The following is a 21269-nucleotide window of genomic DNA, read 5'->3' on the forward strand; positions in this document are numbered from 1 at the left end:
GCACCCGAACGAACCGCCGAGCGCGCGTCCGGGGTGGGCGCCCCGGTGGCTCAGCCGTCCTCGCGGGGCCGCTGTGCCAGCAGGATCAGGGCGAGACCGCACACGAGTGCCACGAATCCGACGTTGCTCACGACGATGCCCGCGTCACGGTCCTCGACGAGCAGTGCCTCGACCGCCTGCAACAGGAACGACCCCGCCGTCACCAGCTGCGCCCAGCCGAACAGCGCCGTGCGGTGGATCCATCTGCGCTGCACGGGAAACATCCACCCCCGTGTGAGCGCGGCCACACCGCCGAACGCGAGCAGCAGCGCCAGCAGCGCGCTTCCGATACCGATGTACGACCCCATGACCGCCCCGATCCCCCGATGTGGGCGGGATCATGTCACGGCGGAACGCCCCGCGGGTGAACGATCGTGTTTACGCGTCCCGAACAGCGTGAACGCCGTGTTCACCAGGGCGACATGACTGAGAGCCTGGGGCATGTTGCCCAACTGGCGGCGGGTGTGCGGATCCCACTCCTCGGAGAGCAGGCCCACGTCGTTGCGGACGTCCAGGACCCGCTCGAAGACGGTACGCGCCTCCGCCTGACGTCCCGTCATCGCCAGCGCGTCCGCGTACCAGAACGTGCAGGCCAGGAAGACGCCTTCGGCACCGCCGAGTCCGTCCACCTCGTGGACCTCGCCGTTGCTCACGTCCGCGTACCGCCGCAGGAAGCCGTCGTCGTCGAGCCGCCCGATCTGCTGCACCGTGCTGAGGACACGCGGGTCGGTCGCGGGGAGGAACCCGAGCCGGGGAATGAGCAGGGCCGTCGCGTCGATGCGCCGGCCTCCGTAGAACTGCACGAAGGACTGCTGTTCGTCGCTCCAGCCGCGCTCGCAGACCTCGGCGCGCAGCTCGCTGCGCAGGGCCTGCCAGCGCTGGACGGAGGTGCGCAGGCCGGCGACACGGGCCAGGCGCAGCGCGCGGTCGGCGGCCACCCAGGCCATGATCTTGGAGTGGACGAAGTGGCGGCGCGGGCCACGTACTTCCCAGATGCCCTCGTCCGGGTCCTGCCAGCGCTTCTCCACGTACTCCAGGAGCGAGGCCATCAGGCTCCAGACGTGCGGGTCGATGGCGACCCCGGCCCGTACGGCCGAGTAGATGGTGCCCAACACCTCGCCGTAGATGTCCAGTTGGAACTGGTCGACGGCCGCGTTGCCGAACCGGACCGGACGGGAGTCCTCGTATCCGGGCAGCCAGTCGGCGTGCACCTCGGGGAGGTTGCGCTGTCCGGCCACGCCGTAGAGCGGCTGCAGATCGGCGGGGTCGCCGGCGACGGCACGGACGAGCCAGTTCTTCCAGGCGAGCGCCTCGCGGCGGTATCCGCTGCGCAGCAGACAGGACAGGGTGAAGGTGGAATCGCGCAGCCAGCAGAATCGGTAGTCCCAATTCCGCTGGCCTCCTATGCATTCGGGGAGCGAGGCGGTGGCCGCGGCTATGACTCCGCCGGTCGGTTCATAGGTGAGGGCCTTCAGGGTGACAAGAGATCTGATGACCGCTTCGCGATAGGGACCGCCATAACTGAGATTCGACGTCCATTCGTCCCAGAAGGCGAGCGTCCGCGCCAACTCCGCCTCCACGTCGGGCATCGGGGGTGGTGCGGAATGGGAGGGGCACCAGCCGAGGACGAAGGAGACGCGCCGACCGGCCGTCACCGAGACGTCGAACGAGGTGCATTCGTCGGTGACGGTGATGTCGGTGCCGGGACCGCAGCGCAGATACGCCGCGTCCGGGCCCGCCACGGTCGCGACCGTACGCCCGTCGATCAGGCGCGCCCAAGGGACGACGCTGCCGTGATTGAAGCGCATCCGCAACTCGCCGTGCAGGTCGACCCGTCCGGCGATGCCCTCGACCAACCGGATGATCTGCGGGGTCCGTTCGCGCGGCGGCATGAAGTCCGTGATGCGTACGGTGCCGGAGACGGATTCCCAGGTGGATTCCAGTACCAGCGTGTCGCCCCGATAACTCCGGCGATTGCACGGGCGATTTCCGACCGGCCCCAGACTCCACTGCCCGTGGGAGGCGTCTCCCAGGATCGCCGCGAAGCAGGCGGGCGAGTCGAAGCGCGGCGCGCACCACCAGTCGACGGCCCCGTCAGTTCCTATGAGAGCTGCCGTCTCCAAATCCCCGATGAGGGCGTAGTCCTCAATTCGCCCTGCCATGAACGGATTGTAATACCGTGGAGGGGAGGCAGCGCCAATGGGAACCGATGAATTCCCATGGAGACGCATAACGAGCCGTATGGACGAGACCTCTCCAGAGAGCCGTACCGATGAGTAACGGGTCGCATCCACTGCGCCGGTCGACCGACCATCAGCCGGAGGCCGATACCCGCACGGTGAGCCTGGTCGTCCCGGTCCGTCCCGGAGACCGCGACACCGGCTGGCTGCTCGACCAGCTGCCGGCCGAGGTCCGGGAGGTCGTTCTCGTCGGGCACGCGTCCGGCGACAGCGACACCGACTCCGGCACGCGCACCGGCCACGGCACCGTCTCCGTACGCAGGCTCGGGCCGTGGAACTGCGAGGCGGGCGACATCCCCCACGCGGGGCTGCTCGCCGCAAGGGGCGACCACATCGTGCTGATGGGCGCCGACGGCACCATGTCCCCGAAGGAGATCCCGCACTACCTGCACTACCTGGAGAGCGGGTACGACTTCGTCAAGGGCTCACGCTTCATCGCCGGCGGCGACTTCGCCGACTACCCGCTGCTGAGGCGACTGGGGCACAGCGCGCTGCTGCGCCTCGCCCGGCAGTTGTACGGTCAACATCTGACCGATCTGTGGTTCGGCTTCTGCGCCTTCCGCCGGGGCTTCGTGAACCTGCTGGAACTGCGCGAGGACGGCGTCGAGCTCGGCGCCGAACTGGTCACCCACGCCCTGCACTACGGGCTGCGCATCGCCGAGGTACCCAGCCTCGAACTGCCGCACCGCCACGGCCCGTCGCGCGCCCGCACCGTCCGTGACGGAACACGCATCCTGGGCAGGCTGCTCGACGAGCGCCCGCACAACGCCCTGATCCGGCTCACCCCCAGGGCGCGCCCCCAGAAACAGGCGGAACGGGCCCGCCCCGCTTGACGGATCAGATACCGGATGCTATCGGTTGAAGACAGGCATTGCAGTCGTGTGACAGACCCTCGGTAGGGTCGGTTACCGGAAGAAGTTCGTCGTGACCGCACTTCGCTTCAGCCGAACGCCGGCGGCACCCGCTCCGCATCCGCTGCGACGGGTTACCGACTGGCCCACGGCCGAGTCCCGACGCCGCCCGCCCTGCGCCCCGCCCCGCCGCCCCACCACGCATCCCACGCGGCGGGCCTCCGACCGCCTCTGCATGACGGTTCCGCTCTGCCGTACCTCCCGCCGCGTGCCACGCGCGACGGCCCGGCGTCGCCGCTCCCGTACCGTCCGGGCGCACGCCGCGAACCGTCGTCGCACCGCCGGTCCGCAAGGCAACGACGGTTCGGACGGCTCCGGTCGTCGCACGAAGCCCGCTGATCACCAGGTTCGGGACGCCCGCCACGCGTACGCCCCCGTCCGCCGTACGACTCCGCGACGCCCGCCGCGCCGCGCCCCCGAAGGAGGCGAGGCGTGATGGTCGCCGCGCACGCACACGAACCCCTCCCCCGCTGGCTCACCCGCTCCCCGGTGGACCTCGAACTGATCATTCCGGCCTTCAACGAGCAGCGGCGGCTGCCGTCGACGATCGCGTCGACCATGGACTTCCTCTCCTCGCGACCCTGGTCGTCGGCCGTCGTCGTGGTGGACAACAACAGCGCCGACGGAACGCTGGACGCGCTCGGCTCGTTCGCCGACTCGCCCGTGGGACTGCATGTGATCGGCTGCAGCCACCAGGGCAAGGGCGCCGCCGTCCGACGCGGGATCGTCACCTCCTCCGCCCGGTTCATCGGCTTCGCCGACGCCGACAACGCGACCCCCATCGAGACGCTCGACCGGGTCATGGACCTTCTGCGTGCCGGGCACGGCGCGGTCATCGCCTCCCGGCACGTGCCCGGCGCCCACCTGGAGGTCGAGCAGTCGGTCCTGCGGCGCGGCGGCGGCCTGCTCTTCCGTACGCTCGCCCATCTGACCGTGCCCGGGATCGCGGACACCCAGTGCGGGTTCAAGTTCTTCTCCGGCCCGCTGATCCGCGAGATCGTCCGGGACTGCCACATCGACGGGTTCGCGTTCGACGTGGAGCTCCTCGCCCATGTCGTCAGGGCCGGGCGTGACGTCGTCGAGGTGCCGGTGGACTGGTCGGACGTCCCGGGGTCGACGTTCTCCGCCCGGCGGGACGGCCTGCGTTCGATGGCCGACCTGCTGCGGATCTCTCTGGCCCGGTGATTTCCATGAACGCCCTCGACCAACTCGCCCGCACCGACATCGCCTTCCTGAACTGGCGCGATCCCTCGCACCCCGACGCGGGCGGCGCCGAGGCCTACTGCTGGGAGATCGCACGGCGCTTCTCCGCGGCCGGCGCGCACGTCACGCTGATCTCGGCGCGGTATCCGGGCGCGCGGGCCCGGGAGTACCGGGACGGCATCCGGATCGTGCGGGGCGGCGGGACGTTCGGCGTGTACGCGGCGGCGGCCGGCCATCTGCTGCGTCACCGTCACGCGTACGACGCCGTGGTCGACTTCCAGAACGGGATCCCGTTCTTCTCACCGCTGTTCACCCCGCGCTGGACCTCGGACATCTGCGTCATCCACCACATCCACCAGCACCAGTTCGACCTGCGCTTCCGCTGGCCGCTGAACGCCGTGGGCAGGCTCCTGGAGAAGCAGGTCAGCCGTCGGGTGTACCGAGGCCGGCCGGTGGTCGTGGTCTCGCCGTCCACGCGGGAAGGGGCCCGGCGGGAGCTCGGCTTCGGCAATCCGATCCACATCGTGCCGAACGGAAGTCCCCGCGCCGCCGGCGCCTCCCCCGACGGGCCGCGCAGCCGGACACCCGCCATCACCGTCGTGAGCCGGCTCATGCCGCAGAAGCGGGTGGACCTGCTCGTCCGGGCGGTGCCCGCGGTGCTGGCACGGATGCCCGACCTCCGTGTCGATGTCTGCGGCGACGGCCCCGAACTGGACCGGCTGCGGGCGCTCGCCGCAGACCTGGGTGTCGCGTCCGCCGTCGTCTTCCACGGCCATGTCACCGAGGAACGCAAGCAGGAGCTCTTCCACCGCGCATGGCTCACGGTCGTGCCCTCCGTCGCCGAGGGCTGGGGCCTCACGGTGATCGAGGCCAATGCCGCCGGAACGCCCGCGCTGGCCTACGACGTTCCCGGTCTTCGCGACGCCGTACAGCCCGGGGTCAACGGCTGGCTGCTGCCGGCCGACCGCGACCTCGCGGACGGCATCGGGGAAGCCATGGACGAGCTGGCCGACGCGGAGACCCGTACGGTCATGGCCGCCCGCTGCCGGTCATGGGCCGCCGCCTTCTCCTGGGACGACAGCGCCGAGCGCCTGGCCCAGGTGGTCCTGGAGGACCTTCAGCGCATCCACCGGCATCGCCGCTCGCGGCGCACGTCGAGCGACCTGTCGGTCGTCACCCGCTTCACGGCGAAGGACGCCGACGCGACGGAACGGGCGCTGCGGCGGATGCTGCGGGAGACCGACGACTGGAGCCGGGACGGGGACACCTTCCGACTGCTGCTGCACGGCTGCGACGAGGTCGAGGCGCTGGAGGCCCTGCGGCGCCTCGACGTACGCGAGGCCACCCTCACGCTCGCCGCCGGACGGGACGTACTCGTCGGCGCGGTGGGGCCCGACGAAGGAATGCGGCCATGACCGCCACCGGCCCCGCCGCCACCCGCACGGCAGCCCTCCCCGACGAGGTCGCCGCGGTGCACGGGGCGCGCCGGACCGCCCTCGCGACGGCAGCCGCCCGGAGACCGCGGAGGTGCGCCTCATGAGCACGGTGGGCGGTCCCTTCCTGGTCGCGGTGTCCGGACCCGACGGCGCGGGCAAGTCCTCGGTGGTGCGTCGCGTGGGCGCACTGCTGCGGCAGCGCGGCTTCGCCGTCGCCACCCTCCACTGCTACGGCTGCTTCCTGTGCCGCAGGTTCCCTGCTCCGCCACGGGTGAGGGAAGGCGAGGAGCAGGGAACACGGCGCCCCAGCGGTCCCGCGCGCCGGGGATCGTGGGGGCGCCGTGTCCACGCCTTCCTCGACGCCGGCGAGTTGTACGTACGGACCAGGGCCGCGCGGTTCGGGGTGTCCGCGCGCGCCCGAGGCCGGCCGGCGGTGGTCCTCTGCGATCGCGGGCCTCTCGACGGGCTCGTGAAGTTCGACCTGCCGCCCCGGCTCCGGGGCTCCAGGGTGTTCCTCTGGCTCGCCGACGGCTACGACCTGACGCTGCTCGTCGAGACCGGGGCGGCCAGTCTGCGGGAACGCGGCTGGGAGGAGGCCGCGGGACCGCCGGCCCTCTGGTGGGCGCGCTACCGCACCTGGGCGGCTCGGTTGCCGCGGGTCGCCCGCGTCGACGGCGAACGCCCCGCTTCCCTGGTCGCGGTCGCTGCCCTGGACCGCGTTCTCGCCACCGTACGCGGCGAGTACGCCCTCCAGGGCGGGTCGGGGAACGGGCCGGCGCCGCGCAAGCGGGTCGTCGTCTCGATCTACGACGACGCGGGCAACCCCGACTACCGCGGCGGTGGCGCGCTGGTGGTGGAGAAGGTCACCCGTCGGCTCTCCGAGGAGTTCGACGTGACCGTGGTGACCGCGGGGCGGCACGGCGGCACGCGCGAGCGGGACGGTGTGCGCTACCGCTATGTGCCGGTCTGCCGGGCCGGGCCGCGCGCCGGACAGTTGCTGTTCCTGGCCGCTCTGCCTTTCCTGGCCCGCCGGATCCCTCACGACGTGTGGCTGGAGAACTTCACGCCGCCGTTCTCGACCAGCTTCCTGCCGCTCTTCTCGCGCGCCCCGGTCGTCGGCATCGACCAGGGTCGCAGCGCCGAGGCGCTGTGGCGCCGCTACCACATCCCGTTCTTCCTCGTGGAGCGGCTCGGACTGCGCTGCTACCGGCACTTGGTGGTGCTCAACGAGGCCGACGCCTCCGCCGTCCGCCGTCTCGGCCCGCGAGCCGAGGTCCAGGTGATCCCCAACGGCGTGGAACAGCGGCAGATCGAGGGCGCACGGCTCGGCGACGGCAAGTACATCCTGTACCTGGGGCGGATCGATGTCTGGGGCAAGGGACTCGACCTGCTGCTCGACGCCTACGACCGCGTCCGTCCACCGATGCCGCTGCTGCTCGCAGGCAGCGGGACCCAGGCCGAGGAACGCAAGCTCGGGACGCTGCTCGCCACCCGGATCGGGAGCATCCGCTGGGTGGGGTACGCCGGTGAGGAGCTCAAGCGCGACCTGCTGCGGGACAGCGCCTTCCTGGTCCTGCCGTCCCGCCACGAGACCTTCGGCCTGGTCGCCCTCGAAGGCATGTCGTACGGCAAACCGGTCCTCCACTTCGATCTGCCGGCGCTGCGCTGGATGAGCGACGGCGGAGACGTCGCCGTCCCGCCCTTCGACGTGGCCGCGCTCGCCGACCGGATGGCGATGCTGGCCACCGACGACCGGGCCCGGCGCACGCTGGGCCGGCAGGCGGGCAGCGCGGCGCAGCGCTACACCTGGGACGAGATGGCGGGCCGCTATCTGGCCCTGACGCGCCGCCTCGTCGAGGCACCGGCCGCCCTGCGGCGGGCGGGGAGGGAGAGGCGGTGTGTGCCGTGGCTGCCGACCTGACCGCCGAGTTGGCGGCCGGAGCCCCGTTGATCGCGCTGTCACCCCATCTGGACGACGCCGTGCTCTCCTGCGGTGCGCTGCTCCTGTACGCCCGGGAGCGGGTACCGGTCACGGTCGCCACGTTCTTCACCCGGGCCGGGCCGCCTCCGTACACCCTGTCCGGCCGGCAGTACCTGCGGCAGGCGGGCTGCGCGGACGCCGAGGAGCTGTACGCCGCGCGCCGCGCGGAGGACCGGGCCGTCCTGGAGCGGATGGGCGTGGCCTGGCGGCATTTCGGTCTGGTGGACGGACTGTTCCGCCGTAAGGAGCGAAGGAGTCCCGGCGCGGGCGGCCGGTCCGCGCGGCTGTTCCCGGAGCTCGACCACGTCTACCCAACGTATCGGCTGCATCTGTCCCGCGGCCGGCTCTCCGCCCACGACGCCGAGACGCTGCGCGGCGTGACCGACGCCATCGAGGCGTTGCTGCGCCCCGGCCCGGGCCTCGTCCTGGCGCCGCTGGGTGTCGGCGGGCACGCCGACCACGTGCTCGTCCGCACGGCCGCCGCGCTGAGCGGCCACCGGGTCGTCTTCTACAGCGATTTCCCCTACAACCTGCGGAAGTCCGCGCACGCGCCCTCCGCCTCCTTCGCCCGCCGCCACGCGCTCGTGGAGCGTTCCTGGGGGCGGGGCCTGGCCGAGAAGGAGGCTTTGATCAGGGGGTACCGCACGCAGGCGGACGCGCTGTTTCCGCAGGGGATGATCCCGCTCGTGCCCGAGTCGTATCTGCTGCCGAGCACGGCGCCCGCCGCCACGGCCCGTCCGTCCGGAGGCCCGTCGTGACCCTCCTCCCCGCCCCGTGCCCGTTCGCCCCCGCGGGGGCGGGCCATGGACGCTAGCGCCCGCCGCCCGCGCGTCCTGCTCCTGACCAGCAGTCCGCTGGACGGGGCGGACGGATCGGACGTGCGGCTGGCCACGGAGGTCCTCGGGGCGCTGCCCGACGTGGACTTCCTCTGGTTCTCCCAGTGGCCCCACCGGCGCGGGCGCCCACGACCGCCGCGTGGGCGCGCCATCCCGATTCTCTCCCGGGACGGCGTCCCACATGTGCCGGAACGCGTGCAGTCCGCGCTCGCCGGGGCGGTGGCGGCACGCCGTACCGACCTGGTGCACGCCTTTCTGACGATCGGACGGACGTTTCCCGCCTTCTCCTGGCTGCGCCCCCTGATGCTCGGGGCCCGGCCGGTCGTCCACACGGTGCCCGGGGTGATGGACTCGCGGCTGCTGGCCAGGACCCGGCCGCTGGGCACGACGGTCGCGCTGACGGAGTCGATGGCCCGACGGCTGCGCGCCGCGGATTTCGGCGACATCAGGGTGATCCCTCCCATGATCCCCCTGGACCTCTGGCCGTGCCTGCCCCGCCCCGGGGGCCTGCCGATGGTCCTCTTCGCCGGCCATCACGACCGCCAGAGCGGTGCGGTCACCGCCATCGAGGCCGCGGCGGAGGCGGCGCAGGCGGGGGCCATGTTCCGGCTCGTGCTGGCCATGCGCAGGCGGCCGGGGCAGAACGGGGTCGCCCTGGACGAGGAGCTGAGGGAGCTTGCCGGGGCCGAGGGTCTGCCTGACGTGGAGGTCCGCGGCTATGTCGACGACATGCACGCGCTGCTGGCCTCCACGCACGTCCTGCTCTACCCGCCTCCGGTGGTCGGCAGCAAGGCGGACATCCCGCTCACCATCCTGCAGGCGCTGGCCACCGGGCGGCCGGCGATCCTCAGCGACCTCCCCCAGTTCGCCGAACTCGGCGACGCGGTGCTGCGGGCTCCCGCCGGAGACGCGCGCCGTACCGGGCAGCAGTTGGCTTGGCTGCTCGAACAGCCTCGGGTCTGGGACATGCTCGCGGAACGGGGCCGGGCGACCGTGGAAGAGCACTTCGGTCCCGAGCGGTTCACCGCCCAGTACGCGTCGCTGTACCGGGAATTGCTCGCCTGAGGCCGGGCGGGCTCAGGAATCGGGGCGTCGGGCCGTCATGAGAAGGACGCCCGTGTCGCCGTACTCGGGCAGTGTGCGGTCCTTCGCCAGCCGGTTGATCTTCAGCTCGGCGGTCAGTGGGGCGAAGACGGAGCCGACGGCGTCCGCGTCCACCGGGCAGGCCGGCCAGGGGGGTCCGGCACCGATGCGGTAGCTCGGCATCCGCTCCATGAAGGAGGCGACGAGGTACCCGCCCGGACGCACCGAGCGGACGAAGGCGGCGCACAACGCGGTGACCTCGGCGAAGTCCTCGGTGACGCTCTCGGCGACGAAGTTCATCGAGGAGAGGTCGTAGGCGCCTTCGGGGATGTCGTCGGCGTCGCCGGGGACGATCCGCACCCGGGCCAGCGCCTCCGCGGGCGTTTCGGGGAGGCCCGGGTCGAGCTCGCGGCAGAGTGTGTAGAAGGCCTGCCAGCTGTCGTCCGGCCCCCGGGCGAGCTGGTCCCGGAGATAGCCGACGTTGGCGGTGCTGGGTTCGAGCGCGTCGATGTGCCGGCTGGCCGCCGAGGCCAGCATGAGCGGGTAGAGGTTGGGCCCGGCGCCGAACTCCAGGGAACGTCCGATGCTCCCGGGCGCGAACTGCCGGTAGAAGGCCGAGTGGTGGCAGATCACGCCGATGTCGCACGGGTGCAGGTGCCGGTAGTTCTCGGCGAGGTAGTCCGCGACCGGCCACGCGTTCCAGTCCGCGTCGCGGTTGCGCCGCACCCCGCCGGGGCGCCCCGCCCGGTTCATCGGGAGTCCGACGACGGGTGTCCGGCCCCGACGCCTCCGGCGTGCGGCTCCGCGGGCCGTTGCAGCGCGAAGCGGTGGGACAGCTCGGTCAGCGCTGCGTTGAGCTGCTCGATCTCCTCGTCGGTGTTGGCGGCGGTGACCTGGATACGGAAGCCCACCCGGTCGCGCGGGACGAGCGGATAGCTCGCCAGCGTGACATAGATGCCCTGACCCCACAGGAACGCGGCGACGTCTTCGAGGTCCTGCGCCTCGGCGAGCGGGATCTCGATGATCGGGAGTCCGTCGGTGTTGGGGGTGGCGATGTCCAGCGACCGTACGTGTCGCAGGACCTGTTGCGTCTTGCGGTGCAGGTCGGCGCGGATCGCGTCGCCACGCTCCGCGTTGACGTCGAGGCCCGCGAGCGCCGTGGCGAGCGAGGCCGTCGGGGAGGGCCCGGAGTAGAGGTAGGGGGCCGCCGCGACCTTGAGATGGTCCTTGAGCCACCGCGGCACGGCGAGGAAGGCGAGCAACGAGGAGTACGCCTTGGAGAATCCGCCCACGAGCACCAGGCTGTCGTAGGACTCGCCGAGGTGCCGGACGATGCTGTTGCCCCGGGAGCCCCAGGGGGAGCTCTCATCGGGGCCGCGTTCGCCGATCACGCCGAACCCGTGCGCGTCGTCCACGTACAGAAGAGCGCCGTTCTCGCGGCAGATCCTGGCGATCTCCCGGAGGTCCGGGTAGTTGCCGGTCATACTGTTGACGCCGTCCATGCAGACCAGGCGGCTCACATCGCCGGGTATGGCCCGTAGCTGCATGTCCAGCTCCCAGGGGCTGTCGGCGTGGAAGCGCTTCACCGTCGCGCCCTGGCCGCGCGCCACCACACATCCGTCGTACACGGTGCGGTGGGCCTGGGCCTCGACGAAGACCCGGCCGGTGCCCGCGAGGAGCGGGATCACCGACTGGTGGATCAGGGTGATGGTCGGCAGCAGCAAGGTGTCCGGTGCGCCGAGGAGTTCGGTCAGCCGTTCCTCGATCCGGGGGTAGAGGCGAGGGCTGCCGATCAGGCGCGACCAGCTGGGATGGGTTCCCCAGCTTCTGACGTGCGGGCCGATCGCCGCCATGATCTCCGGGTCGAGGTCGAAGCCGAGGTAGTTGCAGGAGGCGAAGTCGACGAGCCACTCTTCCTCGACGCGGAGCTTGCGTCCGTCGATCTGGTCGATGACGGCGTCGCACATCGGACTGGTCCGCTTCAGGCGTTCCAGGTCGCGCCATCGCGGGTCGCGCTGGGCGGGCTCTCCTCGCCGGTTGCCGGCGGCCCGCCGGGCGGCGGTCTGCCGGGCCGCGGTACGGGCCCCGGAGTGGGCGGGCAGCCGACCGCCCGGGGTCTCGGGCTCCGCCGGCGCCGCCGCGGCGGCGCCCGCCTTGCCCTGGCCGCGGCGGCGCAGGAAGGACTCGGCCTGATGCGCGGTCATGGGCCGGGCGAAGAGATAGCCCTGTCCGTACTGGCAGCCCATGTCGGCGAGGAGTTCGCGCTGGCCCTCGTTCTCGATGCCCTCGGCGACCACGCGCAGCCCGAGCACGTCGGCGATGCGCACGATGCCCTCGACGAGGGCCACCTGCTGGCGGTCGGTGGTGATGTCGTCGATGAACGACTTGTCGACCTTGAGGACGTCGATGGGGAACTCGCGCAGATAGCTGAGCGAGGAGAACCCGGTGCCGAAGTCGTCGATCGCGAGGGACACCCCGAGGTCCCGCAGGGAGCGCATCGTGGTGCGGATCTGCTCGTCCTTGCGCATCAGGACGGTCTCGGTCAGCTCCAGCACCAGGGAGCCCGGCTCGAGCCCGGAGGAATCGAGTGTGCGGCGCACGTCGTCGAGGAGACCGGGGTCGCGGAACTGGCGCGGGGAGACGTTGACGTTGGCGTACAGGGGCGGCTGCCGACCGGGGCGGGCCTGCTGCCAGCGGGCCACGTCGAGCGCCGCGTGCTCCAGCACCCAGGCGCCGAGCGGCATGATGTGCCCGCTCTCCTCGGCCAGGGTGATGAACTGGTCGGGCGGGACCATGCCGCGCCGTGCGTGCGGCCAGCGGATCAGCGCCTCGAAGCCGGCCACGGCACCGTCGGTGACCTCGACGATCGGCTGGTACCGCAGGGCGAAGGCGTGCTCGGCGATGGCCGTGTCCATGCCTTCCTGGAGCTCGTGCCGGGCGACCAGGCGGGAGTGCAGCTCGGGCCGGAACCGCCGCCAGCGCTTCTTGCCCGCCGCCTTGGCCGCGTAGAGGGCGAGGTCGGCGTGGCCGAGGAGTTCCTCGGCGTGGGCGCTGTCGAGGACGGTGGCGATCCCCACGCTGGTCGACACGGACACGGCGCCGTCGGTGAGATGGAAGGGCTGGCTGAGGGTGTGCACGATGTGGGCCGCGAGGGCTTCCGCGTCGGCGGGTTCCTTCGCGCCCTCGATCAGTACGGCGAACTCGTCCCCGCCCAGCCGGGCGGCGGTGTCGCTGAGCCGCAGCACGGAGGTCAGCCGGCGGGCCACGGCGACGAGCAGTTCGTCGCCGACGGAGTGCCCCATGGTGTCGTTGACGACCTTGAAGTCGTCCAGGTCGACGAAGAGCATGCAGGTCAGAGTGGACTCCCGGCGGCCGCGCAGCAGGGCGCGCTCGATCCGTTCGAGGAGCAGGACACGGTTGGGGAGTCCGGTGAGCGAGTCGTGGAAGGCGCGGTGGGTGAGCTCCCGCTCGAGTTTCCGCTGCTCCGTCACATCGCGCAGGGTGAGGACGAGGCCGTGGACGGTCTGCTCGTTGCGGAGGTTGCTGCACCGGACCTCGACATGCAGGTCGGTGGAGTCGCCGCGCAGGAGCTTCCAGTCGTCCCGGGCGTCGACGTCGTTGCGCGAGCGGACACCTGCCAGGATGCGCAGGGCGCTGGCGGCGTCTCCGGGGGCCAGGAGGTCGGTCAGCCGCGTGCCGGGCATCAGCGAGTGGCCGAACATGGAGTCCGCCGAGGGGCTGGCGTAACGCACGGTGTCGTCGTCGTCGATGATGAGGATGACGTCCGAGGTGTTGTGCACGAGGGTACGGAAGTAGGCCTCGCTGGTGCGGCGGTTGACCTCCTCGCTGAGCCCGAAGCGCTCCAGCGCCAGGGCGGCCTGGGAGGCCAGGGACTGAGCGGGTCCGGAGATCGCACGGAGCTTCTTCTCGGGGCCGGCGAGCACCAGGACGCCGAGCAGGGGTTCACCCGCGGCGGGCGCCTGGAGGGCCAGGGGGCACAGCAGCGCATGGGTGAGGGGTGCGAGAGCGCGCGTCACGACGGGGTCGAGGTCCTCGGTGGGGACGAGCCGGCTGCCCTGGGCGAGGAGTTCGGGCCATGAGGTGGCCTGGAATCCCGAGAGGGCCGTGTCGCGGAAGCTCCAGGGCAGGTGCCCGGTCTGGACGGGGTACAGGAAGCGTCGGCGGTCCCGGGCGAGCAGCATCGTCCTGTGCGGCGTGCCCGGTCCGACGAGCGTGGCGGCGGCCGCTTCCACCGCACTGGCGACCTCGCGCGGACTCAGCGAGGCCACGAGCGACGCGGCGGCCACGCGCAGACTGCGCTCACGGGCCTCGGCGTTGCGATGTTCGGACATCATGCCCCACAGGCGCGTGAGCACGAGCAGGAACATGATCGCGGAGAAGACCGCGATGACGGCGATGTCCTGTTCGCGGTCGTTGCGCAGGGCCTGGTAGAGCAGCAGGACGGGGGCGACGAGCGAGGCCGCCGCGAGCATCGCGAGGCGCCGTTCGGCGATGACGGGCGGCGGTTGGGGCGCCCGCTCGGTCAGACCCGTCATGGAGGGGTGCAGTGCGGCGAGGCCCCAGGCGGTGAAGAAGATGACCCATCCGAGGTCCCATCCGGTGCCCACCTGCCAGGTGCCCCTCAACTGGAGCGTTCCGTAGATGACGTCGGAGGCGAGAATGCCGACGGTCCCCAAGGTGAGCAGTTGGACGGACCGGGACTTGAATCCGCCGGGGACCAGGAGGCGGGCCAGCATCGCGAGCATCAGGACGTCGCCGAGTGGATAGGCGATCGAGATCGTCTTCTCGATCCACGTCATGTCGGGCGACTTGGCGAGCGGGGTGATCAGGTTCACCCAGGAGAGCAGGGCGAGCCCGGAGGTGAGGATGAGGGCGTCGAGCGCCACGGCGAGGTCGCGCCCGGCGGCCCGGTAGCGGATGAACCCGAAGAGGCCGAGGGCGAACAGCGGGTACGTGGCCAGGTACAGGGCGTCCGCGATGGACGGGAAGGGGTTCGTCTGCCCGAACAGGCTCTCCAGGAGGTTGTACGCCGTGTCCCCGGCGACGAAGGTGAAGTTGGCCCCCGCCAGCACAAGCCACGGCCATCGCTTGGCGGGCTTGTGGAGGTGAACTCCGGTGAGGATCGCGGCCACCCCGCCGAGGCCGATCAGCGCCCAGAGGAGGGTGTGCCTGGAGGGGATCGTGAGGTAAGCGACCGTAAGACCAGCTATGGCAACCAGATAGACGAGAGTCCAGATCCTCAGCGTCCCGGTCCGGATGAGCGCGCTGTTCTCCTGTCGCAGCGGCATCATCGACCGCCCCCTTGCCAGGTTGGCGCCCGGTGGCGGAAACGAACCCTGTGTATCAATTCTCCGCACATCACCCGGGAGATGCATCTCGAAGGGGCGGGCCCGGGATCGTTCGCGCGCGGGCGCGGCGGCGTCAGGACGAGTCGCGGACGACCAGCTCCGTCGGCAGCACGCGGTGCGGCTGCTCCTCGGACGCCCCGGCGATCTCCTGGAGCAGCAGCCGGGCCATCGTGCGCCCCATCTCCTCGATCGGCTGGCGCACGCTGGTGAGGGGCGGGTCCATGTGACGGGCCACCGCCGAGTCGTCGACGCCGACCAGGGCCACGTCCTGCGGGACCCGGCGCCCCGATGCGCGCAGGACCGCGCGGGCGCCCGCCGCCATGACGTCGGACGCGGCGAACACGGCGTCGAGGCCGGGGCTGCGCTCAAGCAGCTCCCGCATGGCCCGTCGCCCGCCGTCCTCGGTGAAGTCGCCGGTGGCCACGAGGGTTTCGTCGGAGGCGAGCCCGGCCTCCGCGAGTCCCCGGTGGTAGCCGTCGAGTCGGCAGCGGGCGGCGTCCATGTCGAGCGGGCCCGTGATGGTCGCGATGCGGCGGCGGCCCCGCCCGGCGAGATGGGCGACGGCGGAGCGCCCGGCGCCGACGTTGTCGGAGTCGACGTACGCCACCGGCTCGGCCTCGGTACGGCGGCCGTTGAGCACGGCAGGCAGCCCGAGCGCCCGCACCTGGTCCGGCAGCGGGTCGTCGCCGTGGACCGACACCAGCAGCACACCGTCCACCCGCTGGGCCGCCAGATACTGCTCGAAGCGCTGGCGCTCCTTGTCACTGCGGATGAGTGTGAGCAGCAACTGCTTGTCGGCGTCCGCGAGCTCGGCGCTGACACCACGGATGATGTCGAGGAAGTACGGCTCGGCGAAGAGCCTGGCCTCGGTCTCGGGGATCACCAGCGCCACGGCGTCGGTACGGCTGCCGGCCAGCGCGCGCGCCGCACGGTTGGGAACGTAGCCGAGTTCGGCGACGGCCCGGGCCACGGCCGCCTTGGCATGCTCGCTCACCCGCGGGGAGCCGTTGATCACCCGCGAGACCGTGCCGCGGCCGACGCCCGCCCTGGCGGCGACCTCCTCCAGGGTGGGCCTGCCGGTCTGGCGCCCGCTCACCACCATTGCCGTCTCCCCTCGTGTCCCCTGCGTTCCTGTGGACCCTATCAAGTGTGGGAGCGCTCCCACCATCCGCGTAACGGATCGCGGTCCACCTCTTGACACCCGTACGAGCCAGGCAGCAACCTTCCGGCGAGACGCAGTGGGAGCGCTCCCACGTTGCGGGCCCCAGAGCCCACGCATCGCACCACCCTGGACGAGGAGAGTCGTATGCGCACTTCCAGCACGAGCCGCAGCAGACAGAGGCACCGCCGCACCGCACGCGCCGCGGTCGCGGGGGCCGTGGTCTGCGCCGCCCTGATCACCGGCTGCGGCAGCGACGGCGGTTCCGACGAGGCCGGCGACGGAAAGATCACGCTGCGCATCGGAACCTTCGGCTCCTTCGGTTACGACAACGAGACCGGTGCCAAGCTCTACGCCGAGTACGAGAAGTCGCACCCCAACATCAAGATCGAGGAGTCGAACGTCGCCGACGGGCAGAAGTACTGGGACACCCTCAAGCTACGCCTGTCCCGCAACAGCGGACTCGCGGACATCCAGGCCCTGGAGGTCGGCTACATCTCCGAGGCCACCGGCCCCGCCATGGCGGACAAGTGGGTCGACCTCGGCAAGAACGGCGGCGCGAACGTCGACGCCTTCCTCGACTGGAAGATCAAGCAGGCCAGCACCCCCGAGGGCAAGGTCATCGCCCTCGGGACCGACATCGGCCCGATGGCCATCTGCTACAACAAGGACCTCTTCGCCAAGGCCAAGCTGCCGACGGACCGCGAGGCGGTGGCCAAGCTGTGGGCGGGCGACTGGGCTCAGTTCATCAAGACCGGCGAGACCTACAAGAAGAACGCGCCGGCCGGGACCGCCTTCCACGACTCCGCGAGCGGGCTGTTCAACGCCGTCATCTCCAGCGAGGCGGTGCAGTACGCCAACACCAAGGGCGAGCTGGACTACGAGAACAGCCCCGGCGTGAAGAAGGCCTGGGAGACCGCCGTGGCGGCGGCGCAGGGCGGGCTCACCGCCAAGCTTCGCCAGTTCGACGAGAAGCAGACCTGGAACGCCGCCTTCAAGAACTCCAAGTTCGCCACCGTCGCCTGCCCCAGCTGGATGACCGGCATCATCAAGGACTCCGCGGGCCCGGAGAACCAGGGCAAGTGGGACATCGCCGTGCCGCCGGTGGCCGGTAACTGGGGCGGGGCGTTCCTCGCCGTCCCGAAGTCGGGCAAGCACGCCAAGGAGGCCGCGGAGCTGGCCGCCTGGCTCACCGCGCCCGCGCAGCACGCCAAGGTCTTCGGCGTGAACGGCAACATCCCCTCGACCAAGCACACCCTCACCTCGGCGGTCGTGCGGGACGCCAAGTTGCCGTACTTCGGCGACACTCCGGTCGGCAAGATCTACTCGGAGGCCGCGGCGGGCATCACGCCGGCCCCGATCAGCCGCTGGGACGGCCAGGTGAAGACCTTCCTCACCGACAACGGCATCCTCGACATCGAGCAGCGCGGCACCGATCCCGCGAAGGCGTGGGACAACGTCAAGAAGCTGATCGAGGACAAGATCGAGCAGTAGCGGGGGCGCCACGAGCCGCCCGGCGCTCCCCCGCCGGGCGGCCGTCCCACCGCACCCCCGCGCGCAGCACATCCGCACCGATTCCGAAGGGACGCCCCCGTGGCCACCTCCCTCCGGGCGGCGGCCGACGGCTCCCCGCCGCCCGCCCCGCCCTCCCCCGCACCTCACACATCGCCTCCGTCTCCCGGTGGTTGGCGCAGCCGGCTCTACCGATGGGACCTGCGGCTCAGCCCGTACGCCTTCGTCGCCCCGTTCTTCCTCACCTTCGCCGCCTTCGGGCTCTTCCCGCTGATCTACACGGGCTGGCTCTCGCTGCACCGGGTCGAACTCGGGGGCGACGCGCAGTGGAAGGGGCTCGAGAACTACACCGACCTCGCCGACAGCGCGTTCTTCTGGAAGGCGCTCTCCAACACCTTCACCATCGGTGTCATCTCCACGGTCCCGCAGCTCCTGATGGCCCTGGGCCTGGCCCACCTGCTCAACTACAGGCTGCGCGGACGCGGCTTCTTCCGGGTCGCGGTCCTCGCTCCGTACGCGACCTCGATCGCGGCGGCGACGCTCGTCTTCGCCCAGCTCTTCAACACCGACTACGGACTCATCAACACCGCCCTGGGCTGGGTCGGCTTCGACCCGGTGGACTGGGAGTCCTCCAAGTGGCCCTCCCAGGTGGCGATCTCGACGATCGTCACCTGGCGCTGGACCGGCTACAACGCGTTGATCTACCTCGCGGCGATGCAGGCCGTGCCGCAGGATCTGTACGAGGCGGCGGCGCTCGACGGCGCCTCGCGCTGGCGGCAGTTCCTCAGCGTGACGATCCCGTCGATCCGTCCGACGATCCTGTTCACGATCGTCGTCTCCACGATCGGAGCCACCCAGCTGTTCGGGGAGCCGATGATCTTCGGTGGCAGTCTCGGCGTGAGCGGCGGCAGCGGCAACCAGTTCCAGACGCTGAGCCTGCTGATGTACGAGAAGGGCTGGGTGACCGGCGCGCTGGGACAGGCGTCCGCCATCGCCTGGGTGATGCTGCTGCTCCTGCTGCTGATCGGAGCCGTCCAGACGCTCGTGTCCCGGGCGAACCGTAGGAAGCTGGGGGCCTGAGCTCATGTCACGTATACGTCTTCGCCCGTCGGCGGGCCGTCAGCACCACGCCGGCCCTCTGACCTACGTCCTGCTGGGCCTGGCCGCGCTGGTCTCGCTCTTCCCGCTGTACTGGAACCTGGTCGCCGCCTCGCACTCGGGCGAGCGGGTCGCGACGGCCCCGGCGCCGCTGCTGCCCGGCCCCCGGCTCTTCGACAACCTCACCTTCGCCTGGAACCAGGTCGACATGGGCGAGGCGCTGGTCAACACCACCGTCGTCGCGGGGCTCGTGGCGCTGTCCACCGTGCTGTTCTCCACTCTGGCCGGCTTCGCCTTCGCCAAGCTGCCCTTCAAGGGGCGGGGCGCCATGCTGGCGCTCGTGGTGGCGACGATGACGATCCCGCCGCAGCTCAGCGTCATCCCGCTCTACCAGATCATCACCGACCTCGGCTGGGTCGACCAGCTCCAGTCCGTCGTCCTGCCGTCCCTGGTCGCCGCCTTCGGAGTGTTCTTCATGCGGCAGTACCTGATCGAGGCGCTGCCGGTGGAGCTGGTGGAGGCGGCCCGGATGGACGGCGCGCACAGTCTGCGGATCATCTGGCACGTGGTGTTCCCGGTGGCCAGGCCCGCGATGGCGGTGCTCGGCATGCTGGTCTTCGTGCAGGCCTGGAACGACTTCTTCTGGCCCTTCATCGCACTGACCCCGGACGGCAGTCCGACCCTCCAGGTGGCCCTGGCCGGTCTCGGCGCGGGCAATCACACCGTCGACCAGGCGATCGTGCTGACCGGCGCGCTGATCTCCACGCTGCCGCTGCTGCTGGTCTTCGCCGTGCTCGGCAAGCACATCGTCGGCGGCATCACCTCGGGTGCGGTCAAGAGCTGACCGGGCGCCCCGAACTCCCGTACTTCCCTCCCCGTACATCTCTCTCACCCGGGAGCACTTCCGCATGACCGCGACAGATCCCCGACCGCTCACCGCCACCCGCTCGTTCCCGCCCGGCTTCCTCTGGGGCGCGGCCACCGCCGCGTACCAGATCGAGGGCGCGGCGGCCGAGGACGGCCGTACCCCGTCGATCTGGGACACCTTCTCGCACACCCCGGGGAAGGTGTTCGAGGGCCACACCGGCGACGTGGCGGTCGATCACTACCACCGGTACCGCGAGGACGTCCGGCTGATGTCCGAACTCGGCCTGAACGCCTATCGGTTCTCCGTGTCCTGGTCCCGGGTCCAGCCGACCGGGCGGGGCCCGGCCGTCCAGAAGGGGCTGGACTTCTACCGTCGCCTGGTCGACGAGCTGCTCGCCGCTGGCATCGAACCGGCCCTCACGCTCTACCACTGGGACCTGCCCCAGGACCTGGAGGACGCTGGCGGCTGGCCGGAGCGGGCGACCGCCGAGCGGTTCGCCGAGTACGCGGGGATCGTCGCCGCGGCCGTCGGCGACCGGGTCACCCGCTGGACCACGCTCAACGAGCCCTGGTGCAGCGCCTTTCTCGGCTACGGCTCCGGGGTCCACGCCCCGGGCCGCACCGACCCGGTGGCCGCCCTGCGCGCCGCCCACCACCTCAACCTCGGTCACGGACTCGCCGTACAGGCCCTGCGGGCCGCGCTGCCGGCGGACCGTCAGATCGCCGTCTCCCTCAATCTGCACGAGGTGCGGCCCCTGACCCCCTCCGCCGAGGACGGGGACGCGGCCCGCCGGATCGACGCCGTCGGCAATCGCGTCTGGCTCGGCCCGATGCTGGAGGGTGCCTACCCGCAGGACCTGCTCGCCGATACGGCGCACCTCACCGACTGGTCCTTCGTCCGGGCCGGCGACCCGGCCACCATCAATCAGCCCCTGGACCTGCTCGCGATCAACTACTACACGCCGACGGTCGTCTCGCACGTCGCCGAGGGCGAGGAGAAGCCACAGGACGACGGCCACGGCAACAGCGAGCACTCACCGTGGCCCGGTGCTGACTCGGTCGCCTTCCACCGGGCGCCGGGCGAGCGCACGGCGATGGACTGGGCCGTCGACCCGAGCGCGCTGTACGACCTGCTGACCCGGGTCTCGTCCCAGTACCCCGGCCTGCCGCTGGTGATCAGCGAGAACGGCGCCGCGTACGAGGACGAGGTCGGCCCGGACGGCACCGTCCACGACCCGGAGCGCGCCGCCTACGTCCACGCGCACCTGGACGCCGTGCACCGGGCGATCGCCGACGGGGCGGACGTCCGCGGCTACTTCCTCTGGTCGCTCATGGACAACTTCGAGTGGGCCTACGGCTATGCGAAGCGGTTCGGGGCGATCCACGTCGACTACGAGTCGCTCGCCCGTACGCCCAAGTCGAGCGCCCGCTGGTATGCGCGGGTGGCGCGGTCGAACGAGCTCTCGGACCCGGCGGAGGGCTGAATCGGAGCGGGGCGGGGCGCGTACGGCTCGGCCGTCGCGCCCCCACCGCCC

16 protein-coding genes are annotated in these 21269 nt (G+C 71.3%); 11 read left to right on the forward strand and 5 right to left on the reverse strand.

Annotated elements, in window-relative coordinates; all coding sequences use genetic code 11:
* Nucleotides 1-50: 50 nt before the first annotated feature.
* Together ABZ939_RS26260 and ABZ939_RS26265 are read right to left on the reverse strand one after the other, a co-directional pair.
* Complete coding sequence (locus tag ABZ939_RS26260; RefSeq protein WP_361859898.1) at nucleotides 51-347, reverse strand: hypothetical protein; 297 nt, start codon at nucleotides 345-347, stop codon at nucleotides 51-53.
* A gap of 30 nt (nucleotides 348-377) precedes the next feature.
* Nucleotides 378-2201, reverse strand: a complete 1824-nt coding sequence (locus ABZ939_RS26265; RefSeq protein ID WP_361859901.1) for a glycoside hydrolase family 15 protein — start codon at nucleotides 2199-2201, stop codon at nucleotides 378-380.
* Between the two features lie 110 nt (nucleotides 2202-2311).
* Here ABZ939_RS26265 and ABZ939_RS26270 point away from each other — a divergent pair, with 110 nt between their 5' ends.
* From ABZ939_RS26270 to ABZ939_RS26300, 7 genes are all read left to right on the forward strand, one after another.
* Nucleotides 2312-3112: a glycosyltransferase family 2 protein gene (locus tag ABZ939_RS26270; protein ID WP_361859904.1), complete on the forward strand. Its 801-nt coding sequence runs from the start codon at nucleotides 2312-2314 to the stop codon at nucleotides 3110-3112.
* 513 nt (nucleotides 3113-3625) lie between these two features.
* Nucleotides 3626-4375: a dolichyl-phosphate beta-glucosyltransferase gene (locus ABZ939_RS26275; RefSeq protein WP_361859981.1), complete on the forward strand. Its 750-nt coding sequence runs from the start codon at nucleotides 3626-3628 to the stop codon at nucleotides 4373-4375.
* A 5-nt stretch (nucleotides 4376-4380) separates the two neighbouring features.
* Nucleotides 4381-5808, forward strand: a complete 1428-nt coding sequence (locus tag ABZ939_RS26280) for a glycosyltransferase family 4 protein (protein WP_361859907.1) — start codon at nucleotides 4381-4383, stop codon at nucleotides 5806-5808.
* Nucleotides 5805-5933, forward strand: coding sequence for a hypothetical protein (locus ABZ939_RS26285; RefSeq protein ID WP_361859910.1), 129 nt, complete (start codon nucleotides 5805-5807; stop codon nucleotides 5931-5933). Before ABZ939_RS26280 ends, ABZ939_RS26285 begins: the two co-directional genes overlap by 4 nt.
* Complete coding sequence (locus ABZ939_RS26290) at nucleotides 5930-7750, forward strand: glycosyltransferase (protein WP_361859913.1); 1821 nt, start codon at nucleotides 5930-5932, stop codon at nucleotides 7748-7750. Before ABZ939_RS26285 ends, ABZ939_RS26290 begins: the two co-directional genes overlap by 4 nt.
* Entirely contained in the window at nucleotides 7735-8568 is an 834-nt protein-coding gene (locus ABZ939_RS26295) for a PIG-L family deacetylase (RefSeq protein WP_361859915.1), read from the forward strand. The genes ABZ939_RS26290 and ABZ939_RS26295 overlap by 16 nt, the downstream gene beginning before the upstream one ends.
* Nucleotides 8569-8613: 45 nt before the next feature.
* Nucleotides 8614-9711, forward strand: coding sequence for a glycosyltransferase family 4 protein (locus ABZ939_RS26300; RefSeq protein WP_361859917.1), 1098 nt, complete (start codon nucleotides 8614-8616; stop codon nucleotides 9709-9711).
* 12 nt (nucleotides 9712-9723) lie between these two features.
* Here the strand turns inward: ABZ939_RS26300 and ABZ939_RS26305 are convergent, their stop codons facing one another.
* The 3 genes from ABZ939_RS26305 to ABZ939_RS26315 all read right to left on the reverse strand — a co-directional run bounded on the left by ABZ939_RS26305 (nucleotide 9724) and on the right by ABZ939_RS26315 (nucleotide 16200).
* Nucleotides 9724-10482 carry a class I SAM-dependent methyltransferase gene (locus tag ABZ939_RS26305; RefSeq protein WP_361859919.1) on the reverse strand — a complete coding sequence of 253 codons (759 nt, stop codon included), beginning with the start codon at nucleotides 10480-10482 and terminating at the stop codon, nucleotides 9724-9726.
* Complete coding sequence (locus ABZ939_RS26310; protein ID WP_361859921.1) at nucleotides 10479-15041, reverse strand: aminotransferase class I/II-fold pyridoxal phosphate-dependent enzyme; 4563 nt, start codon at nucleotides 15039-15041, stop codon at nucleotides 10479-10481. Before ABZ939_RS26310 ends, ABZ939_RS26305 begins: the two co-directional genes overlap by 4 nt.
* A gap of 130 nt (nucleotides 15042-15171) precedes the next feature.
* On the reverse strand, nucleotides 15172-16200 hold the full coding sequence (locus ABZ939_RS26315; RefSeq protein ID WP_361859923.1) for a LacI family DNA-binding transcriptional regulator: 1029 nt from the start codon (nucleotides 16198-16200) through the stop codon (nucleotides 15172-15174).
* Between the two features lie 204 nt (nucleotides 16201-16404).
* Here ABZ939_RS26315 and ABZ939_RS26320 point away from each other — a divergent pair, with 204 nt between their 5' ends.
* The 4 genes from ABZ939_RS26320 (at nucleotide 16405) to ABZ939_RS26335 (ending at nucleotide 21218) form a co-directional block, all read left to right on the forward strand.
* The gene (locus ABZ939_RS26320; protein WP_361859926.1) at nucleotides 16405-17751 is read left to right on the forward strand and encodes an ABC transporter substrate-binding protein; all 1347 of its coding nucleotides are present in this window, start codon (nucleotides 16405-16407) and stop codon (nucleotides 17749-17751) included.
* 99 nt (nucleotides 17752-17850) lie between these two features.
* A complete protein-coding gene (locus ABZ939_RS26325; protein ID WP_361859928.1) occupies nucleotides 17851-18849 on the forward strand; it encodes a sugar ABC transporter permease in 999 nt (332 codons plus the stop codon).
* Between the two features lie 4 nt (nucleotides 18850-18853).
* Nucleotides 18854-19711 carry a carbohydrate ABC transporter permease gene (locus ABZ939_RS26330; protein ID WP_361859931.1) on the forward strand — a complete coding sequence of 286 codons (858 nt, stop codon included), beginning with the start codon at nucleotides 18854-18856 and terminating at the stop codon, nucleotides 19709-19711.
* A 64-nt stretch (nucleotides 19712-19775) separates the two neighbouring features.
* A complete protein-coding gene (locus tag ABZ939_RS26335; protein ID WP_361859932.1) occupies nucleotides 19776-21218 on the forward strand; it encodes a GH1 family beta-glucosidase in 1443 nt (480 codons plus the stop codon).
* Nucleotides 21219-21269 lie beyond the last annotated feature (51 nt).

It is taken from the genome of Streptomyces sp. NPDC046712 (assembly GCF_040645695.1).
GTDB lineage: Bacteria > Actinomycetota > Actinomycetes > Streptomycetales > Streptomycetaceae > Streptomyces.

What these genes read in the sequence shown, in the direction of transcription:
- ABZ939_RS26260 (WP_361859898.1), bottom strand. Translation starts at nt 347, where the DNA reads ATGGGGTCGTACATCGGTATCGGAAGCGCGCTGCTGGCGCTGCTGCTC.
- ABZ939_RS26265 (WP_361859901.1), bottom strand. Translation starts at nt 2,201, where the DNA reads ATGGCAGGGCGAATTGAGGACTACGCCCTCATCGGGGATTTGGAGACG.
- ABZ939_RS26270 (WP_361859904.1), top strand. Translation starts at nt 2,312, where the DNA reads ATGAGTAACGGGTCGCATCCACTGCGCCGGTCGACCGACCATCAGCCG.
- ABZ939_RS26275 (WP_361859981.1), top strand. Translation starts at nt 3,626, where the DNA reads ATGGTCGCCGCGCACGCACACGAACCCCTCCCCCGCTGGCTCACCCGC.
- ABZ939_RS26280 (WP_361859907.1), top strand. Translation starts at nt 4,381, where the DNA reads ATGAACGCCCTCGACCAACTCGCCCGCACCGACATCGCCTTCCTGAAC.
- ABZ939_RS26285 (WP_361859910.1), top strand. Translation starts at nt 5,805, where the DNA reads ATGACCGCCACCGGCCCCGCCGCCACCCGCACGGCAGCCCTCCCCGAC.
- ABZ939_RS26290 (WP_361859913.1), top strand. Translation starts at nt 5,930, where the DNA reads ATGAGCACGGTGGGCGGTCCCTTCCTGGTCGCGGTGTCCGGACCCGAC.
- ABZ939_RS26300 (WP_361859917.1), top strand. Translation starts at nt 8,614, where the DNA reads ATGGACGCTAGCGCCCGCCGCCCGCGCGTCCTGCTCCTGACCAGCAGT.
- ABZ939_RS26305 (WP_361859919.1), bottom strand. Translation starts at nt 10,482, where the DNA reads ATGAACCGGGCGGGGCGCCCCGGCGGGGTGCGGCGCAACCGCGACGCG.
- ABZ939_RS26310 (WP_361859921.1), bottom strand. Translation starts at nt 15,041, where the DNA reads ATGATGCCGCTGCGACAGGAGAACAGCGCGCTCATCCGGACCGGGACG.
- ABZ939_RS26315 (WP_361859923.1), bottom strand. Translation starts at nt 16,200, where the DNA reads ATGGTGGTGAGCGGGCGCCAGACCGGCAGGCCCACCCTGGAGGAGGTC.
- ABZ939_RS26320 (WP_361859926.1), top strand. Translation starts at nt 16,405, where the DNA reads ATGCGCACTTCCAGCACGAGCCGCAGCAGACAGAGGCACCGCCGCACC.
- ABZ939_RS26330 (WP_361859931.1), top strand. Translation starts at nt 18,854, where the DNA reads ATGTCACGTATACGTCTTCGCCCGTCGGCGGGCCGTCAGCACCACGCC.
- ABZ939_RS26335 (WP_361859932.1), top strand. Translation starts at nt 19,776, where the DNA reads ATGACCGCGACAGATCCCCGACCGCTCACCGCCACCCGCTCGTTCCCG.